17 protein-coding genes and 1 other RNA gene are annotated in these 17,280 nt (G+C 45.1%); 11 read left to right on the top strand and 7 right to left on the bottom strand.

Annotation, left to right across the window (positions count from 1 at the left end; all coding sequences use genetic code 11):
• The first annotated feature begins 2 nt into the window (after positions 1-2).
• Positions 3-2,261 (top strand): DNA topoisomerase IV subunit A, encoded by a 2,259-nt coding sequence (parC, locus tag AC3CHU_RS13960; protein WP_488524757.1) that lies wholly within the window; start codon positions 3-5, stop codon positions 2,259-2,261.
• A 174-nt stretch (positions 2,262-2,435) separates the two neighbouring features.
• On the opposite strand, the gene degS is transcribed toward parC, so the two are convergent.
• The 3 genes from degS to zapG form a co-directional block, all read right to left on the bottom strand.
• Positions 2,436-3,500 (bottom strand): outer membrane-stress sensor serine endopeptidase DegS, encoded by a 1,065-nt coding sequence (gene degS / locus AC3CHU_RS13955; RefSeq protein WP_473576770.1) that lies wholly within the window; start codon positions 3,498-3,500, stop codon positions 2,436-2,438.
• Positions 3,501-3,658: 158 nt separating this feature from the next.
• Positions 3,659-5,014, bottom strand: a complete 1,356-nt coding sequence (locus AC3CHU_RS13950; RefSeq protein ID WP_065207222.1) for a Do family serine endopeptidase — start codon at positions 5,012-5,014, stop codon at positions 3,659-3,661.
• A gap of 126 nt (positions 5,015-5,140) precedes the next feature.
• A complete protein-coding gene (gene zapG / locus AC3CHU_RS13945; protein ID WP_017077673.1) occupies positions 5,141-5,596 on the bottom strand; it encodes a Z-ring associated protein ZapG in 456 nt (151 codons plus the stop codon).
• Between the two features lie 219 nt (positions 5,597-5,815).
• Here zapG and zapE point away from each other — a divergent pair, with 219 nt between their 5' ends.
• The 8 genes from zapE (at position 5,816) to sspB (ending at position 12,157) form a co-directional block, all read left to right on the top strand.
• On the top strand, positions 5,816-6,919 hold the full coding sequence (zapE, locus tag AC3CHU_RS13940) for a cell division protein ZapE (protein WP_488524756.1): 1,104 nt from the start codon (positions 5,816-5,818) through the stop codon (positions 6,917-6,919).
• A gap of 246 nt (positions 6,920-7,165) precedes the next feature.
• Complete coding sequence (gene rplM, locus AC3CHU_RS13935; RefSeq protein WP_010434689.1) at positions 7,166-7,594, top strand: 50S ribosomal protein L13; 429 nt, start codon at positions 7,166-7,168, stop codon at positions 7,592-7,594.
• A 15-nt stretch (positions 7,595-7,609) separates the two neighbouring features.
• Complete coding sequence (gene rpsI / locus AC3CHU_RS13930) at positions 7,610-8,002, top strand: 30S ribosomal protein S9 (protein WP_004740758.1); 393 nt, start codon at positions 7,610-7,612, stop codon at positions 8,000-8,002.
• A gap of 331 nt (positions 8,003-8,333) precedes the next feature.
• A complete protein-coding gene (petA, locus tag AC3CHU_RS13925) occupies positions 8,334-8,924 on the top strand; it encodes a ubiquinol-cytochrome c reductase iron-sulfur subunit (protein ID WP_017072804.1) in 591 nt (196 codons plus the stop codon).
• Complete coding sequence (locus AC3CHU_RS13920) at positions 8,924-10,189, top strand: cytochrome b (protein WP_004729830.1); 1,266 nt, start codon at positions 8,924-8,926, stop codon at positions 10,187-10,189. Before petA ends, AC3CHU_RS13920 begins: the two co-directional genes overlap by 1 nt.
• Positions 10,186-10,923 carry a cytochrome c1 gene (locus tag AC3CHU_RS13915; RefSeq protein WP_004729828.1) on the top strand — a complete coding sequence of 246 codons (738 nt, stop codon included), beginning with the start codon at positions 10,186-10,188 and terminating at the stop codon, positions 10,921-10,923. Before AC3CHU_RS13920 ends, AC3CHU_RS13915 begins: the two co-directional genes overlap by 4 nt.
• A gap of 97 nt (positions 10,924-11,020) precedes the next feature.
• Positions 11,021-11,656 carry a stringent starvation protein SspA gene (gene sspA / locus AC3CHU_RS13910; RefSeq protein ID WP_010434700.1) on the top strand — a complete coding sequence of 212 codons (636 nt, stop codon included), beginning with the start codon at positions 11,021-11,023 and terminating at the stop codon, positions 11,654-11,656.
• Positions 11,657-11,677: 21 nt separating this feature from the next.
• Positions 11,678-12,157: a ClpXP protease specificity-enhancing factor gene (sspB, locus tag AC3CHU_RS13905; protein ID WP_081280015.1), complete on the top strand. Its 480-nt coding sequence runs from the start codon at positions 11,678-11,680 to the stop codon at positions 12,155-12,157.
• A gap of 91 nt (positions 12,158-12,248) precedes the next feature.
• Here sspB and AC3CHU_RS13900 read toward each other — a convergent pair whose 3' ends face one another.
• From AC3CHU_RS13900 to AC3CHU_RS13885, 4 genes are read right to left on the bottom strand one after another with little or no spacing between them, the layout of a single operon-like run.
• Positions 12,249-12,854, bottom strand: a complete 606-nt coding sequence (locus AC3CHU_RS13900; protein ID WP_004729818.1) for a BON domain-containing protein — start codon at positions 12,852-12,854, stop codon at positions 12,249-12,251.
• 16 nt (positions 12,855-12,870) lie between these two features.
• Positions 12,871-13,461 (bottom strand): phosphoheptose isomerase, encoded by a 591-nt coding sequence (locus AC3CHU_RS13895; RefSeq protein WP_004729817.1) that lies wholly within the window; start codon positions 13,459-13,461, stop codon positions 12,871-12,873.
• Positions 13,462-13,463: 2 nt separating this feature from the next.
• Positions 13,464-13,862 (bottom strand): YraN family protein, encoded by a 399-nt coding sequence (locus tag AC3CHU_RS13890; protein ID WP_017084761.1) that lies wholly within the window; start codon positions 13,860-13,862, stop codon positions 13,464-13,466.
• Positions 13,849-15,666, bottom strand: a complete 1,818-nt coding sequence (locus AC3CHU_RS13885) for a penicillin-binding protein activator (protein WP_065207226.1) — start codon at positions 15,664-15,666, stop codon at positions 13,849-13,851. Before AC3CHU_RS13885 ends, AC3CHU_RS13890 begins: the two co-directional genes overlap by 14 nt.
• A gap of 61 nt (positions 15,667-15,727) precedes the next feature.
• Between AC3CHU_RS13885 and rsmI the strand changes: the two genes are divergently transcribed.
• Together rsmI and rnpB are read left to right on the top strand one after the other, a co-directional pair.
• Positions 15,728-16,594 (top strand): 16S rRNA (cytidine(1402)-2'-O)-methyltransferase, encoded by an 867-nt coding sequence (rsmI, locus tag AC3CHU_RS13880; RefSeq protein WP_017084763.1) that lies wholly within the window; start codon positions 15,728-15,730, stop codon positions 16,592-16,594.
• 177 nt (positions 16,595-16,771) lie between these two features.
• Positions 16,772-17,211: RNase P RNA component class A (rnpB, locus tag AC3CHU_RS13875), an RNA gene on the top strand.
• Positions 17,212-17,280 lie beyond the last annotated feature (69 nt).

Genomic DNA, 17,280 nt, shown 5'->3' with positions numbered 1-17,280 from the left:
GGATGTCTAACGAAATTACATATGATGGCGTTGAACAGTTGCCAATGCGCAAGTTCACCGAAGATGCCTATTTAAATTACTCAATGTACGTGATCATGGATCGTGCATTGCCTTATATCGGTGATGGCTTGAAGCCAGTACAGCGTCGTATTATCTATGCGATGTCTGAGCTAGGCCTATCCGCTGCATCGAAATATAAAAAATCAGCTCGTACTGTTGGTGACGTGTTAGGTAAGTACCACCCACACGGTGACTCTGCTTGTTACGAAGCCATGGTATTGATGGCACAACCATTCTCTTACCGTTACCCATTGGTGGACGGTCAAGGTAACTGGGGTGCACCTGATGATCCTAAATCATTCGCGGCGATGCGTTATACCGAAGCAAAGCTGTCGAAATTTGCTGAAGTCCTGCTTGGTGAGTTAGGTCAGGGTACCGTTGATTGGCAACCAAACTTTGATGGCACGATGAAAGAGCCTCAAATGTTGCCAGCTCGCCTGCCTCACATCTTGCTGAACGGTATTACCGGTATCGCGGTAGGTATGGCGACCGATATTCCGCCACACAACGTGCGTGAAGTAGCGAATGCAGCGATTCATTTGATTGATACGCCGAAAGCTGAACTTCCAGATGTGATGGGTTTCATTCAAGGGCCAGATTACCCGACAGAAGCTGAAATTATTTCGCCGAAGTCGGACATCGAAAAGATCTACCGTACAGGCCGTGGCAGCATCAAGATGCGCGCGGTATGGCACAAGGAAGGCTCTGATATTGTTATCACGTCTTTACCTCATCAAGTGTCAGGTGCGAAGTTACTTGAGCAAATTGCGAACCAGATGCGAGCTAAGAAGCTCCCTATGGTGGACGATCTGCGTGATGAATCAGATCACGAGAATCCAACACGTATCGTCGTGGTTCCTCGTTCAAACCGTATCGACTGTGACCAACTGATGAGTCACCTGTTTGCGTCGACGGATCTTGAGAAAAACTTCCGCGTTAACTTGAACATGATTGGTTTAGATAACCGTCCTCAAGTTAAAGGTCTGGTTCAAATCCTGAAAGAGTGGATTGAGTTTCGTCGTTCGACCGTTCGCCGTCGTTTGCAATACCGTTTAGATAAAGTACTTGCACGTTTGCACATCTTAGAAGGCTTACTTGCCGCTTATCTAAATATTGATGAAGTGATTGAAATCATTAGAACAGAAGATGAACCATGTCCTGTTTTGATGAACCGTTTCAACATTTCTGAAATTCAAGCCAATGCGATTCTCGATATTAAACTTCGTAACTTAGCTAAGTTAGAAGAATTTAAAATTCGAGCTGAGCAAGAAGAGCTTGAAGCTGAACGTGAAAAGCTTGAAAAACTACTAGGTTCAGAGCGTCGCTTGAATACGCTGATCAAAAAAGAAATCCAAGCAGATGCAGATAAATATGGCGATGATCGCCGCTCACCGTTGATTGAACGTGCTGAAGCAAAAGCGCTAACAGAACGTGACTTAGTTCCAAGCGAACCAATTACGGTTGTACTTTCTGAGAAAGGTTGGATTCGTCATGCTAAAGGGCATGAAGTTGACGCTGAAGGCTTGAACTACAAGTCAGGTGATAAATTCTTAGCAAGCACTAAGGGTAAGAGTAACCAACAAGCGGTGTTCCTCGGCAGTGATGGCCGAAGCTACTCCCTTGAATCTCACTCTCTGCCATCGGCGCGAAGCCAAGGTGAGCCAATTACAGGTCGCTTGAACGTCAGCCCTGGTACGTCTATTCGCCAAGTAGTGATGGGAGAGAATGAACAGTTATGGTTAGTCGGTTCTGATGCGGGTTATGGCTTTGTTTGTAAAGGTAGTGATCTGCTGTCTAAGAACAAGAGCGGTAAAGCGCTGGTTAACTTGCCTCAAGCTTCAGAAGTGATGTTGCCAAGCCCGATTGCTGACTTGGACACTAACCAGATTCTGGCGATTACTAACCAAGGTCGTATGTTGTTGTTCCCGATTAAAGACCTACCTCAGTTGAGCAAAGGTAAGGGTAACAAGATCATCAATATTCCTTCTGCGAAAGCAAAAGAGCGTGAAGAGTTTGTCTCGCATCTAATGGCTATCCCAGAGAATGCGACGCTGACAATCTATGCGGGTAAACGCAAGCTTGGCTTGAAACCTGCGGATCTTGAAAATTTCCGTGGTGAACGTGGTCGTCGTGGTGGTTTACTACCAAGAGGACTACAACGAGTGACGCGCATTGATATCGATGAACCTAGCGACGCTTAGTTATGACACTTAGCAATGACGCTTAGTTATATAGTTAGTTTTCATTGAGTTTATAATTCGCTTGATTGATAAAAGAAAACCCAGCTTAAGAGCTGGGTTTTTTGTGTCTGTACTTTTTGTATCTGTAATTGGCGGTTTGAGTTGCTAGCTATTAGCAATCAAACTAAATACAGGCTACAGGCGTGTGTCTTCGGTAATGGTGACCTTGAGTGTCTTGTTTTCACCTTTGCGTAATACACCAACATCAATGACAGTTCCTGGGCGCAGATCAGTAACAATGTCCATTACGCTCTGTCGTCCACTAATCTGGGTATTATTGATGCTGATAATAATATCTTGTGCTTCAAAGCCTGCATCAGCCGCAGGACCGTTCGGGTCTATCCCTAGTACCACAATACCGCCGATATTCTTATTGCCGAGTAAGCGTGACGTCACCGAGTTGATGTCTTGTCCGTCTATGCCAATATAACCACGAATCACACGACCATCAGCGATGATTTTTTGCATGATTTTATTCGCTAGTGGGTAGGGGATAGCAAATGAAATCCCGTAGGTTTCCATGTCGGTAGCTTGTTGGAAAGACGCGGTATTGATACCGACTAACTCACCTTGTGAATTGACAAGTGCACCACCGGAGTTACCTTCATTGATTGCCGCATCGGTCTGGATAAAGGCTTGATGACCATCGGCACTGATTGAAGAGCGACCGGTTGCCGAGATAATACCAAAGGTTGTGGTTTGACCTAGGTTATACGGGTTACCGATAGCGAGAACCACATCTCCGACATTTGCAGTGTAATCTTGGTTCAGTGGAATCACTGGTAAGTTGTCACCGCTGACTCTGAGTATCGCGATATCGGTGCGCTTGTCTGAACCGACAAGCTGTGCGGCGGCTACTCGTCCGTCTTGAAGTGCCACAACTATTTGGTCGGCTTGAGCAACAACGTGAAAGTTGGTAATGATGTAGCCTTTTTCGCTAACAATGACCCCTGAACCCAAACCTTGAGTCAGTAGCTTATTGCGATCGCTTTCTGCGTATTTACGACTATAAATATTGACCACAGCGGGTGCAGCACGTCGCACCGCTTGGTTAAATGAGATCTGAAGAGAGCCAATATTATCGACTTGAGGACTAGTGACATCTGAAACTATAGCTGGCCTTAAGCTCGGAAATGCGAGAAGAATAAGTGCCGCTGAAACGAGTCCAAGGGAAATAGAACGAAATAGAAAGGACAGCATGTTTCCCTCTTCAACAAGTAAGGTATGGAGCATCCGTCAATGGATGACTGACTTGATTACGAGTGAAGCATAGCATTTTGATTGATCTAAAGAAAAGGGAGACTGAGTAAGTTTAAAGCAAACTTACTGAGCCTCCCTGTAATTGCGCTGACGTATGACTATCGAATAACTAGATAGATAGTCCTGTCGCCTCTTTGGATATTAAGCGCCAACACGCCAGGTTGTTTTTCAAGAATCTTTCTAAATTCAGCAAGGTTCTTAACGGATTGGCGGTTTACCCCGATGATGATGTCATCTTTAAGGAGTTGATAGGCTTCTGCTGGCGAACCTTGAGCGACACTTGATACCTTGACGCCTGTCGTTGAGTCGCTGTCGGTTGTGTTGGTGAGCTCTGCACCGGCAAGTCCTTCATGGAGCTTTTCAGCTTGTGTCTTACTATTGGTGGATTCACCCAGAGTTACATCAAAGGTCTTATTCTTTCCGTCACGAACGACACCAAGTTCGATCTGTTTACCTGCGCCGAGGGTTGCGACTTTGGCTCTTAACTCGCTAAAAGTATCAATGCGCTTACCATTTATAGAGACAATGACATCGCCCGCTTTCAGTCCGGCTTTGTCCGCAGCACTGTCGGGTACAATTTGGCTAACAAAAGCACCTTTGCTGGACTCATAACCAAGCGCTTCCGCCAATTCAGAGGTCACCTCTCCGCCTTGAACACCCAGCATACCGCGTTTTACTTCACCGAAATCGAGAATTTGTTCTGTCAGGTTTTTCATCATATTGGATGGGATTGCAAAGCCGATACCGACATTGCCTCCGTTAGGGCCAAGGATAGCCGTGTTGATACCAATCAGCTCACCGTTGAGATTCACTAACGCACCTCCAGAGTTACCACTGTTGATAGCTGCATCGGTTTGAATGAAGTTTTCAAAGTTCTCTAGATTTAGGCCGCTACGACCGAGAGCAGAAACGATCCCGGATGTCACGGTTTGACCGAGTCCAAATGGGTTGCCGATAGCGACACTGAAATCACCGACTCTTAACTTGTCGGAGTCTGCGACTTTTATCTGGGTAAGGTTCTTGGCTGTTTCGAGTTTTAATAGCGCGATATCCGACATCTGGTCGCCGCCGATGAGCTCGGCATCGTACTCTCGACCATCATGAAGTTTTACTTTGATATCGTCGGCACCATTGATGACATGGTAATTGGTGACAATATGGCCTTTCTTGGCATCAATGATCACGCCAGAGCCTAGCCCGCGGAATGGGCGTTCTCGTGTTTGTTCTGGACCAAAAAAGAATTGAAATTGTTCAGGGATTTGCTGACGTTGTACCTGTTTGCCTTCTACGGCAATACTAACCACAGCGGGGGTCACTTGTTCAAGCATAGGTGCAAGGCTCGGTAATTGTTCATTACCCACACTTAATGGCAGTGCGGCCGTTGCTTGAATGGGGGTGATGATTGAACTTAAGCTTAAAGTCAGTACCGATAAAGCAAGCAAAGGTTTTTTCATCATAAACTCCTCTCTAGTTTAGGTCTTAACCCTCTTATACGTTTAATAAGTATGAGAAGTTTCAAATGACCTGAGTGAAAGTTATGACTCAAAAACCTTTGTAAAGTTCACAGAAGTGTTAAATGTTTACGATGCTTTTGCTGTTACAACATCGGGAGCATCCATGATTTCTTTCTTCTGCTCTGTAAATAAACCCGTTGCGCCATTAGCGTAATCTTTCGGTTGTTCTTCAAGTGTCGCCTCTTTAACTGAAGGCTTGTCTTGTGATTTGTCCGAATGGGCTGCGGCTGTTTTCACAAATGGATTATCTTGCTCTGGCAAATTAGGGATCAGCTCTGAGCTTGTTTTTTCCATGTGTTGGTACAGTTTTGTGTAGTCCTTACCTAAGGTATCTAACATTTCTGCTGATTTAGCAAAGTGGTCAGCAAGTTCTTGTCGTTGCTGCTCAAGGGCAAACTTTGCACTATCTAATTCTTTTTGTACGTTCTTTTGTTTTTTGTATTCAGGCGTCATGAGACGAGAAATAGCGACCCCTAAGATAACTCCGACTAGTAAACCGGCAACGGCATACATCCAAGGCATAACAGCTCCTTATTATTGTTTTTTAACATGTTTGTTACTGCTTAGTTACACGTGATACGGCTCCATGGTACTATGAGAAAGCCGCAGTATAAAGAGAAATGCGTGTGCGCTGGATAGCAGTTTAGTGTTGCTTTATTCATCGCACCAAACCATCTCTCGTGCTGTTTGGGCACCTTTTTCTTCGCTGTCTGATATCGCTTTCATTGTGGAAATGTCGTCATGAATCCCGTTAAAAAATACGAACAAGATATAAAAGAACATGGATTTCAAAGAGATCCAGCACAAGAGCAAGCAGTTAAATCTTTAGATGAACTCTTTCATCAATTCCAAGATTACATGAATACCCCAGTTCCTCAACTTACGCGATTCCAGAAATTGCTAGGTAAAAAGCCCGAGTTGCTAACGCCTCCCAAAGGCCTCTATTTTTGGGGCGGTGTAGGGCGTGGCAAAACTTATCTAATGGATACGTTTTACGAAGCCTTACCGACCACTAAAAAAATGCGAGTTCACTTTCACCGCTTTATGTATCGAGTTCATGATGAGCTGAAAGCGCTCGGTAATGTGATTGACCCGTTACCACTGGTGGCTGACAAACTAAAGCAAGAAGCCGACATTATCTGTTTCGATGAGTTCTTTGTTTCAGACATTACAGACGCCATGATCTTAGGGACTTTGTTCCAAGAGCTCTTTGCGCGTAACGTTATCTTGGTGGCTACTTCTAATATCCCACCTGCAGATCTGTATCGTAATGGCTTACAGCGTGCACGCTTTTTACCTGCGATTAAGCTGATTCAAGAAAACTGTCACATCCTTAATGTAGACAGCGGTATTGATTACCGACTGAGAACCTTAGAGCAAGCTGAGATCTATCATTACCCATTAGATAACCAAGCCAATATCAATCTAGAGAAATACTACGCGCAGTTGGTCGGTGAAGATAAAGAGAAGCTCAAGCAGATCGAAGTCAACCATCGCCAATTGGATGTCATTGAAGCGAGTGATGGGGTGTTGCATGGTACTTTTGCACAACTTTGTCAGTCAGCCCGTAGTCAGAATGATTACATCGAACTGTCTAAGGTTTACCACACGGTTTTATTAGCGGATGTTTTACAGATGGGGGCGACGTCAGATGACGCGGCGAGGCGCTTTATTGCGTTAGTCGATGAGTTTTATGAGCGCCACGTGAAATTAATCATTTCAGCGGAAGTTGAGTTAGAAAAATTGTACACCAATGGTCAGCTAGAGTTTGAGTTTAAACGTTGTCAGTCGCGTTTAATTGAAATGCAGAGCCATGAATATTTGGCAAAAGAACACTTAATTTAGCGCTTATTATCTCGAATACGAAAGAGAATTAAAAAAATCGTGATTTTGTTCAAAAAGAGGTGATTTTTTCTTCGCTCTTCTCTATAATCCTGCGACCTACCGTTACTGCGGGCCTCTAGCGATGAGTAAAATCACGTTATGCCAAGAGTTTTCCAACACTCGAAGGGGTGATGATGGTAACTCTTAGACAGTGGGAATACGCGAGTATTCCTTAAGTGTAAATTTTTTAAATAGGTAATTATTAGCATGAAAACTTTCGTTGCTAAACCAGAAACTGTAAAACGCGACTGGTATGTTGTAGACGCTGAAGGCAAAACTCTTGGCCGTCTAGCAAGTGAAATCGCTTCTCGCCTACGCGGCAAGCACAAAGCAGAATACACTCCTCACGTAGACACTGGTGATTACATCATCGTTGTTAACGCTGAGAAAGTAGCTGTGACTGGTAACAAAGCTAAGGGTAAGGTTTACTACCGTCACTCTGAGTTCCCAGGTGGTCTTAAGACTATCACTTTTGAAAAGCTAATTGCTAAGAAACCAGAAATGGTTCTTGAACTAGCAGTTAAAGGTATGCTTCCACGTGGTCCTCTAGGCCGCGCGATGTACCGTAAGCTTAAAGTATACGCTGGTACTGAGCACAACCATGTTGCTCAACAACCACAAGTACTAGACATCTAATTGGGGATTAAGACAATGGCAGAGAATCAATACTACGGCACTGGTCGTCGCAAAAGCTCAGCAGCTCGTGTTTTCATCAAACCAGGCTCTGGTGAGATCGTAATCAACAAGCGTAGCCTTGATGTTTACTTCGGTCGTCCAACTTCTCGTATGGTTGTTAAGCAACCTCTTGAGCTAGTTGAACTAACTGAGAAACTTGACCTTTACATCACTGTTTCTGGTGGTGGTATTTCAGGTCAAGCTGGCGCAATCCGCCACGGTATCACTCGTGCTCTTATGGAATACGATGAAACTCTACGTCCTGCTCTACGTGCAGCTGGCTATGTTACGCGTGACGCTCGTTGCGTTGAACGTAAGAAAGTTGGTCTACGTAAAGCACGTCGTAAACCTCAATTCTCTAAGCGTTAATTTTTCCTTACCGAAAAATACACGCGACCAGTTTTATTACTGGAATTGTGGTTCAAAGCTCGGCTATATGCCGGGCTTTTTGTCTTTCTGGCTCCCGCTAAACGCTTCCCCCTCCTCGTTTTATTCCTAAATTCTTATATTTTGAAAGCTTTTGTAACCCAATGTGCGCTTTGCCTCATGATTGTTACAAAAAGGTAGCTTTATCTTGTCAAAAAGTAGGGTTTTATTTATCATTTGCCGTCAATAAATAGAACTAAATACATATTTTGTTAGCCATGCTCTTTAATCGGAATTATTTCAATCCATAAGGAGCAAATGGGAGAATGTTTGGATGAGCAACGCGCCTTTAAATAACGGTCGCAGGCGTTTCTTAACCGCAACAACAGCCGTTGTTGGTGGTTTGGGAGCAGCTGCTGTAGCCGTGCCTTTTATTAAATCATGGAACCCGAGTGCCAAAGCGAAAGCTGCGGGCGCGCCGGTGGAAGTGGAAGTCAGTAAGTTAGAACCGGGACAAATGGTTCGTGTCGAGTGGCAAGGTAAACCTGTATGGGTTGTACGCCGTGCTGAGTCGGTACTAGAGAACCTAAAAGCGATCGGTGGTCAACTTCGTGACCCTCAATCTGAAACTGAACAACAACCAGACTACGCACAGAACGAGTTTCGTTCAATTAAGCCGGAGTTCTTCATTGCTGTTGGTTTCTGTACGCACTTAGGTTGTTCTCCAACTTACCTGCCAGATTCTTTTGCAGAACAAGTTCAGGGCGTTAAGTCTGGTTTCTTCTGTCCTTGTCATGGTTCAAAGTTTGATATGGCAGGTCGAGTATTCCAAGGCGTACCAGCTCCATTGAACCTTGTAGTGCCAAAGCATATGTATTTGAGTGACACTAAGATCATGATCGGTGTGGACGAGGGAGACGCATAATGCAAGGATTGCTTGATTGGGTAGAAAAACGTCTACCCGCAATGAATGCTTATAAAAAGCATTTATCTGAATACCCAATGCCTAAGAACTTTAACTTTTGGTACCTTTTCGGTTCTTTGGCAATGTTGGTACTGGTTAACCAAATCCTTACAGGTATTTGGCTAACAATGAACTACGTTCCGTCTGGTGATGGCGCATTTGCATCTGTTGAATACATCATGCGTGATGTGGAATACGGCTGGTTACTGCGTTACATGCACTCGACAGGTGCTTCGGCATTCTTCGTGGTTATCTACCTGCATATGTTCCGTGGTCTAATCTACGGTTCTTACCAAAAGCCTCGTGAGCTACTTTGGCTCTTCGGTATGCTGATCTTCTTAGTGCTTATGGCTGAGGCTTTCATGGGTTACTTACTACCATGGGGTCAAATGTCTTACTGGGGGGCTCAGGTAATCATTTCTCTGTTTGGTGCGATTCCTGTTATTGGTGATGACCTAACGCTTTGGATCCGTGGTGATTACATCATCTCTGGTGCAACGCTGAACCGTTTCTTCGCACTGCACGTTATCGCTCTACCAATCGTACTTCTGCTGCTTATCGTACTTCACGTACTAGCACTGCACGAAGTGGGTTCGAACAACCCAGACGGTATCGAGACTAAGCTTCCTAAAGGCACAATGGGCGACGACTACAAAACTCAGTTCCCATTCCACAAGGATTACACTAAGAAATACGACATCATTGACTCTGTTCCTTTCCACCCATACGGGACGGTGAAAGATATGGTCGGTGTTGCTGGTTTCCTATTCTTGTTCTGTTACGTGCTGTTCTTTAACCCAGAGATGGGTGGATACTTCCTTGAGCCGCCTAACTTCGAAGCTGCTAACCCACTGAAAACACCTGAGCATATTGCTCCAGTTTGGTACTTCACGCCGTTCTACGCTGTACTTCGTGCTGTTCCTGATAAGCTGATAGGTGTAGTTGCAATGGGGGCATCTATTGTTGTGCTATTCCTACTGCCATGGTTCGACCGTTGTAAAGTGCGCTCTTACCGTTACCGTAGCAAACTGCATTTGATTAACATCATCCAATTCACAATAAGCTTTATTGCGCTTGGTGTACTTGGTGCGCTTCCAGCAACGCCAACGTATACGCTACTGGCTCAGATCTTTAGCTTAGGTTATTTCATGTTCTTCGTTCTACTGTGGTTCTACAGTAAAAATGAAGCGACGAAACCATTACCAGAAAGGGTGACATTCAAATGAAAAAGTGGATTGTAATTTTATTTGCTATGTTGCCGTCACTGGCGATGGCAGCGGGTGCAGGCGTACCATTAGACAAAGCAAACAATGATTTAACAGATAAAGCCTCATTGCAAAATGGCGCTAAGATGTTCATGAACTACTGTTTTGCTTGTCACTCAACGCAGTACCAGCGTTATGAACGTGTTGCGAATGATTTAGAGATCCCTGTAGATCTAATGAAGGAAAACCTGATTTTCGACCCTGAAGCGAAAATCGGTAGCTTGATGGTTAATGCTATGCCCTCTGATCAAGCGGCAAGTTGGTTTGGTGCTCCGCCGCCAGATCTAACTTTGGTTGCTCGTGTTCGTGGCGCAGATTGGCTATACACGTACCTTCGTACCTTCTATGAAGACCCATCTCGTCCGTTTGGCGTGAACAACATTGTTTTCCCAAGTGTCGGTATGCCGCACGTTCTTGAAGAGCTGCAAGGTATTCCAACACCAATCTACGATACTCATATGGTAGATGGCGAGGAAGTGACTACTGTTGTTGGCACTGAAACTGACGGTTCTGGTGAATTAAGTGCTGGTGAATACGACGAAGCAGTTCGTGACCTTGTTAACTTTTTGGTTTACTCGGGCGACCCAGTTCAACTTGAGCGTCATGCAATGGGTTGGTGGGTAATGGCCTTCTTAGTAATCTTCACTATCATCGTGATTTTGCTGAAGAAAGAGTATTGGCGTGATGTGCACTAATTATGCTATAATACCGTGCTAATTCCCAAATTATGTTAATGTTCAATGGAGGCTTTAGGCCTCCATTGTTTTTATTTAAAGTGTACTGGAGGGCTCCATGGCTGTAGCTGCCAATAAACGTTCTGTAATGACTCTTTTCTCAAGTGCTTCTGATATGTATAGCCATCAGGTGCGCATTGTTCTTGCTGAAAAAGGCGTAAGTGTTGAAGTTGAGTTGGTTGATGAAAAAAATCTACCAGCAGAGCTTGTTGAACTGAACCCGTACAAATCAGTACCTACTCTTATTGATCGTGAGCTTGCTTTATATGACTCAAAGATCATTATGGAGTACTTAGATGAGCGTTTCCCTCATCCACCGTTGATGCCTGTATACCCGGTTGCTCGTGGTAATAGTCGTCTAATGATGTACCGCATTGAGCGTAACTGGTATTCAGTTGCAGAGAAGATCGTTAAAGGCAACGCTGAAGAATCTGAAGCAGCTCGCGTTAAACTGCGCAACGACCTACTGACTCTTGCTCCTATCTTCGCTGAGTATGAATACTTCATGAGCGAAGAGTTTAGCCTAATTGATTGTTACCTAGCTCCGCTACTATGGCGTTTACCTGAGCTTGGTATCGAATTAATTGGCCCTGGTTCTAAAGAGCTTAAGATTTACATGAACCGCGTATTCGAACGTGATTCATTCCTAGCTTCTCTAACTGAAGCTGAGCGTGAGATGCGACTCGTTCGCTAAGCGTTTATGGATATTTCAAATATGACTCCACGCCGACCATATATGCTTCGTGCATTTTATGAATGGCTGGTTGATAACGAATTAACTCCACACCTTGTTGTTGAAGCAACATTGCCGGGTGTAAGAGTTCCAGAAGAGTTTGTTCAAGATGGTCAGATCATTCTGAACATCGCGCCTCGTGCGGTTGGACAACTTGAACTGGGTAACGAAGCTGTGACGTTTAGTGCTCGCTTTAGTGGTCGTCCACATTCTGTGATCGTGCCGCTTTACGCAGTACAAGCGATTTATGCTCGTGAGAATGGTGCTGGTACCATGTTTGAACCTGAAGAGGCTTACATGGAATCTTTTGAAGAAGGGATTGAAGAAAGTCCTTTTGAAGAACAAGAGAAAGGCCCATCTTTGAGTGTAGCAACGGCAGACGTAGATGCTGAAGAGCCTGACTCAGATCCTGAGCCTCCTCGTCCAGTTAAAGGTCGCCCAAGCCTTCGTGTTATCAAATAACGTTAGCTAAATAACGACTCAAATAAAAAAGCAGCGACTCGTCGCTGCTTTTTCTTTTCTGCTAAATAGCATTTAATTGGTTGGCTTAAGGCTAGTTAACGGCCGTCTCTTCTTCGCCATATTCAAACGCTCGAATCACCTGCTTTACGCCTGAAACATTACGCGCAACTTCTGTCGCGATATCAGCATGCTCGCGAGATACTAACCCAAGTAAAAACACCTCTGAATCTTCAGTGATGACTTTAACCTTGATGCCGTTGAGATCAGCGTTTGCTAGAAGGGCTGACTTCACCTTGGTAGTAATCCAGCTGTCATTACTAATGGCACTGATGGTCAATGGCTCTTTTACTCGCACCTGATTATGGATGCTTTCTACACCTGCCACTTCTTTGGCTTGGTTTTCAAACGCGCGACGCTCTGAGTCAGTGGTTGCTTGCCCCATCAATACAACCGAACCTCGGTAAGAGCTCGCTGTGATACGAACGTTACCACGATATGGCTGCTTGTTGGTGATGGCTGCGACTTCAAATTCGATATTGTTATCGTTCCAGATTTGCTTGGTGGTTCGTGTGTCAGTGACTAAGTTCGCTGTGGTTGCAGCACCAGCAATGAAAATGCCAGCACAACCAGACAGGGACAGTGTAAGTAGCGAAACACTAATCAGCTTAAACAGCCTCATAGAGGTTAATGATTTCATTGTGATGCTCCGTATATCACTCTTCGTGAGCAGGGAAGAGTACTTGATCGATTAGGTCACATAGGCAATGCAGTGTCACCATGTGTACTTCATGAATGCGTGCTGTACGGTGTGAAGGGATACGAATTTCTACATCGTGTTCGCCAAGTAAGCCTGCCATTTCACCACCATCTTTACCCGTAAAGGCGATGATCGTCATGTCACGTGTTACCGCTGCTTCCATCGCTTTGATGATGTTTTTGCTGTTACCGCTAGTAGAGATAGCCAGTAAAATATCGCCAGTTTGACCAAACGCACGTACCTGCTTAGAGAAGATCTCTTCGTAGTGATAGTCGTTGGCTACTGCCGTTAGCGTGGTGTTGTCTGCTGTGAGAGCCATTGCTGGGAGGCTAGGGCGCTCTGTTTCAAAGCGATTAAGTAGGCACGATACAAATTGCTGAGCATTCGACGCCGAACCACCATTACCACAACAAAGAATTTTGTTTCCGTTAAGCAAGGTCGCAACCATGGCTTGAGCGGCATGCGTGATTGCGTCTGGCAGTGCTTCTGCAGCCGCAATTTGGATCTGAATACTTTCTGTAAAACTTTCTTTAATGCTGTCTAGCATGTTTATCCTTGGGTAATCGCGTTTTGAATCCAGTCGATATTGTCATTCGGCCCTTCTATGGCAACGATATCAAACCTGAAATCTGTAGAGTGCACCGACAAGCCTTGCTGCATAAGCCAAACATTGGCTGTTTTGAGCAGCTTCTGTGACTTCTTTGCTGTCACCATTTCGGCGGCATGTCCGTAGCGGGTTTGCTTGCGGTATTTTACCTCAGCAAACACAACCGTATTGTTATGGCGCATTATAAGATCAATCTCGCCACATTTAGCTATGAAGTTTTCTTGAATTAACGATAATCCGTGGCCAACTAAATAATTTTTAGCCACGGTCTCGTATTTATCACCCACTTGTTTGTGGGTGATTGTTGGTTTGGACAGGAACTTTCGGCTAAAAAGCCCCATGCTCTGCCCAGCTGATTTCACGTTGAACAACACAGTTGTTGTCGATGGTTAACACGCCGGTTTCACCTGGAATGCTGTAACCCTGTACGGCTTTCATCTGTGGCAATGCATCCATTAGGTAGTAGGCATCCATCCCCAGTGCTTGCAGACGTTTTTGGCCGTTTGAATGTGCAGGCCATAGGTCGTTTAGCTCTTTGTTAAGCTCGTTCTTGCTCTCAACCAATAGTGGGATGTCACTGTAGAACACACCCGTTAGATCTTCGTACTGCTTGTCACCGCTGTTGCTGCGTGAGTTTGAGAACAAGGCTGGTTGGTCAGCATCTGGGTTAATCGCGACTTCAATGAAAGGTTTAATCAACGTAAGCTCTGAGTTCTTCGCCACAATGTAAACAGAGTCGATATCACGACGGCTGCGTGGTTCTGTTTCTAGGTCTAGGTTAAGTAGCCCATCCATTTGAGCGATACGCTGTTGGCTCTCTTGTAAGCCGAATACCTGATTCACATTACGCTGAAGTTGGCGCTTGTCAGAGAATAAGGTAATCGCGACTTCGTTGTTGCTGTATTTTTTCCACTCTTTCTCAAACGCTTGCTTAACGCGGTCACCTAAACGCCCTTTTGGCGCAAGAATAAGCGGGTACTTGTAGCCTTGAGCAAAAAGGTGTTTCGCTGCCTGAGCGACTTCTTGCTCTGGCGATAGAGCGAGATAGCAAATATTGGTATCAGGTTCTAGCTGCGTCGGAATATTTAGAGCTAAAGCTGGAATCGAATTTTCGTGGTTTTTCTGCGCTTGCTGAAGCTTGGTAATATTGCTCTTAATCAGCGGGCCAACGATGAAATCTACCTTGTTCTCTTCCAGTGTCGCTTTAATTTCAGCAGCACTTTGTACGTTGGTGTCCATAACCGTTAGCGTTGCGTTTTCTTCGCGCTCTTTGTCATTCATCATCGCAAAGATGAAACCATCACGCACAAGCTGTGCTTGCTTGCCGTACTTACCCGTGAGCGGCAGTAATAGCGCAGTGCTGGTTGGTTTGCTGATCTCTAGCGCCAATATGTCAGTGATCGCCTGAGGTGTGTAGGTTGCTGCAGGATGACGAGGGTTCTCAGCCAGCCAATCAGACAGGGTTTTCTGTAGGTCTGGAAGGTTAGAGTTCAGCGTCTTCATATAAATAGCCAGTTGTAACCAACCTGCTAGAACGTCTTCTGTCGGAGAAGTCTTAAGTTCTAGAATCTCATATTGAGAGTAGCTATTCAGGTTCTGCCAAATACGGTCGGCAGTTATCTGTTGGCTTTCGTCATCAGCGTCTACGTATTCTGAATAAAGGACTAACTCACGGCTTGCTTCGAAATACTCGTTTTGCATTTCAGAAATGTTAGCGCGTAGCTCGTGATAATCTTTCCACTGCTCGTTCGGAAGCTTCCACCAAGGCTGAAAGTTCAGCTGGCTGTACGCTTGCTGTGGTTGCGAGTTATTCACCAGCAGTTGAGCGCGAGCTAATTGCCATTCTGCTTGTTGAATTTCACTCAGCTCTTGTTTGGCTAAGCGCTTGATAAGCAGAGTCGCTTGATCGGTTTTTCCAGCTTGCACAGAAGCCTTAAGTGCCATGATTAACCAGTCGTTTTGTAGACTTCCTTTGCTACTATCCGCCTGCATCATGTAACTTTCAGTTGATTGCGCTGGATCTAGTGTAATATCAACACGCGTTGGTGCTTGAGGACCTGAAGAACAAGCCGCCAATGTAATTGCTAATGCAATTGGAGTTAGTAAGCGTGGTACACTGAGTCTCTTATGGTTCATCGTTGCCATGAGTTCTTTAAATTCCGTATAAATTTGTATCTATATTAATCGTTGAAGTGATGGTAAACAAATGACAGATAACAAAACCTTGCTCACAGAGAGCCCAACTCTCTACATTGTGCCAACCCCAATCGGAAATTTGGGAGATATCACTCAAAGAGCAATTGAAATTTTATCAAGTGTCGATGTTATTGCAGCCGAAGACACACGCCACACGGGTAAGCTGCTTGCTCACTTCAATATATCAACCAGAACGTTCGCTTTACATGATCATAATGAACAAACTAAAGCACAAGTTCTAGTCGAAAGGTTATTAGAAGGTCAGTCTATCGCATTAGTCTCTGATGCGGGTACTCCTTTAATCAGTGATCCAGGTTACCATCTTGTCTCACAATGTCGTCAAGCGGGTGTGAGAGTTGTGCCACTTCCTGGTGCTTGTGCTGTGATTACCGCACTAAGTGCGTCAGGTTTACCGTCGGATCGTTTCAGCTTTGAAGGCTTCTTGCCACCAAAGAGTAAGGGGCGCAAAGATAAGTTCTTAGAGATTGCAAAAGCAGAGCGCACATGTATTTTCTACGAATCACCGCACCGTATTACGGATTCTCTGCAGGACATGCTAGAGATCTTAGGACCAGACCGTGAGGTCGTGTTGGCTCGTGAGCTAACCAAGACATTTGAAACCATTCAAGGTTTACCATTAGGTGAGTTGATTGAGTGGATAGAAGAAGACTCGAACCGCAAACGTGGTGAGATGGTGTTGCTGATCCATGGTCACCGTGAAGAAGCGAGCACCGATCTGCCAGACGAAGCAACTCGCACCCTTGGTATTCTAACCAAAGAGTTACCCCTTAAAAAAGCGGCGGCGATGACAGCAGAAATCTACAATCTGAAAAAGAACGCTTTATACAAATGGGGCTTAGAGTATCTAGACAACTAGATACCTCTTTATAGAGTAGATAACCTTTATTAAAAAAGCTTCTGAGGAATGATGGTATTACCGTTATTCCTCTTTTTTTGTCTAGATTGTGTAAAAATTATGCGTTCGATTAGAGGTTTGCAGCATATTTGTGATCTCGCTAGACACTGCTCACTAATCTCTATACAATCCGCCCTCGGAGTTGAACGGGTAATCGCTGCTTTGCTGATGTCCTTCGGGAGACTGACGTTGAGGTCCTTCGGGAAACTGACGTTGAAGTCCTTCGGGAGACTGGTAGAGGGGAGGAACGTCCGGGCTCCATAGAGCAGGGTGCCAGATAACGTCTGGGGGGCGCGAGCCCACGACAAGTGCAGCAGAGAGAAGACCGCCGATGGCCTCATTTCTTCGGAAGAGGCACAGGTAAGGCTGAAAGGGTGCGGTAAGAGCGCACCGTGCGGCTGGCAACAGTTCGTAGCAAGGTAAACTCCACCCGGAGCAAGATCAAATAGGCCCTCGCATTGCGCTGCTCGCGTATGGGGGCGGGTAGATTGCTTGAGCCTGTGAGCGATTGTAGGCCTAGACGAATGGTTACCGCCGCGCAAGCGGAACAGAACCCGGCGTATGTGTCAACTCCACCTATATAAAGAACCCATCATTACTTAACGGTAGTGATGGGTTTTTTGCTTTATATTGACGTAAATTATTTA

Source organism: Vibrio sp. QJM3NY_39 (genome assembly GCF_057785895.1).
Note: the sequence above shows the minus strand (reverse complement) of the source record. Positions and strands in the feature narration are given on the sequence as shown.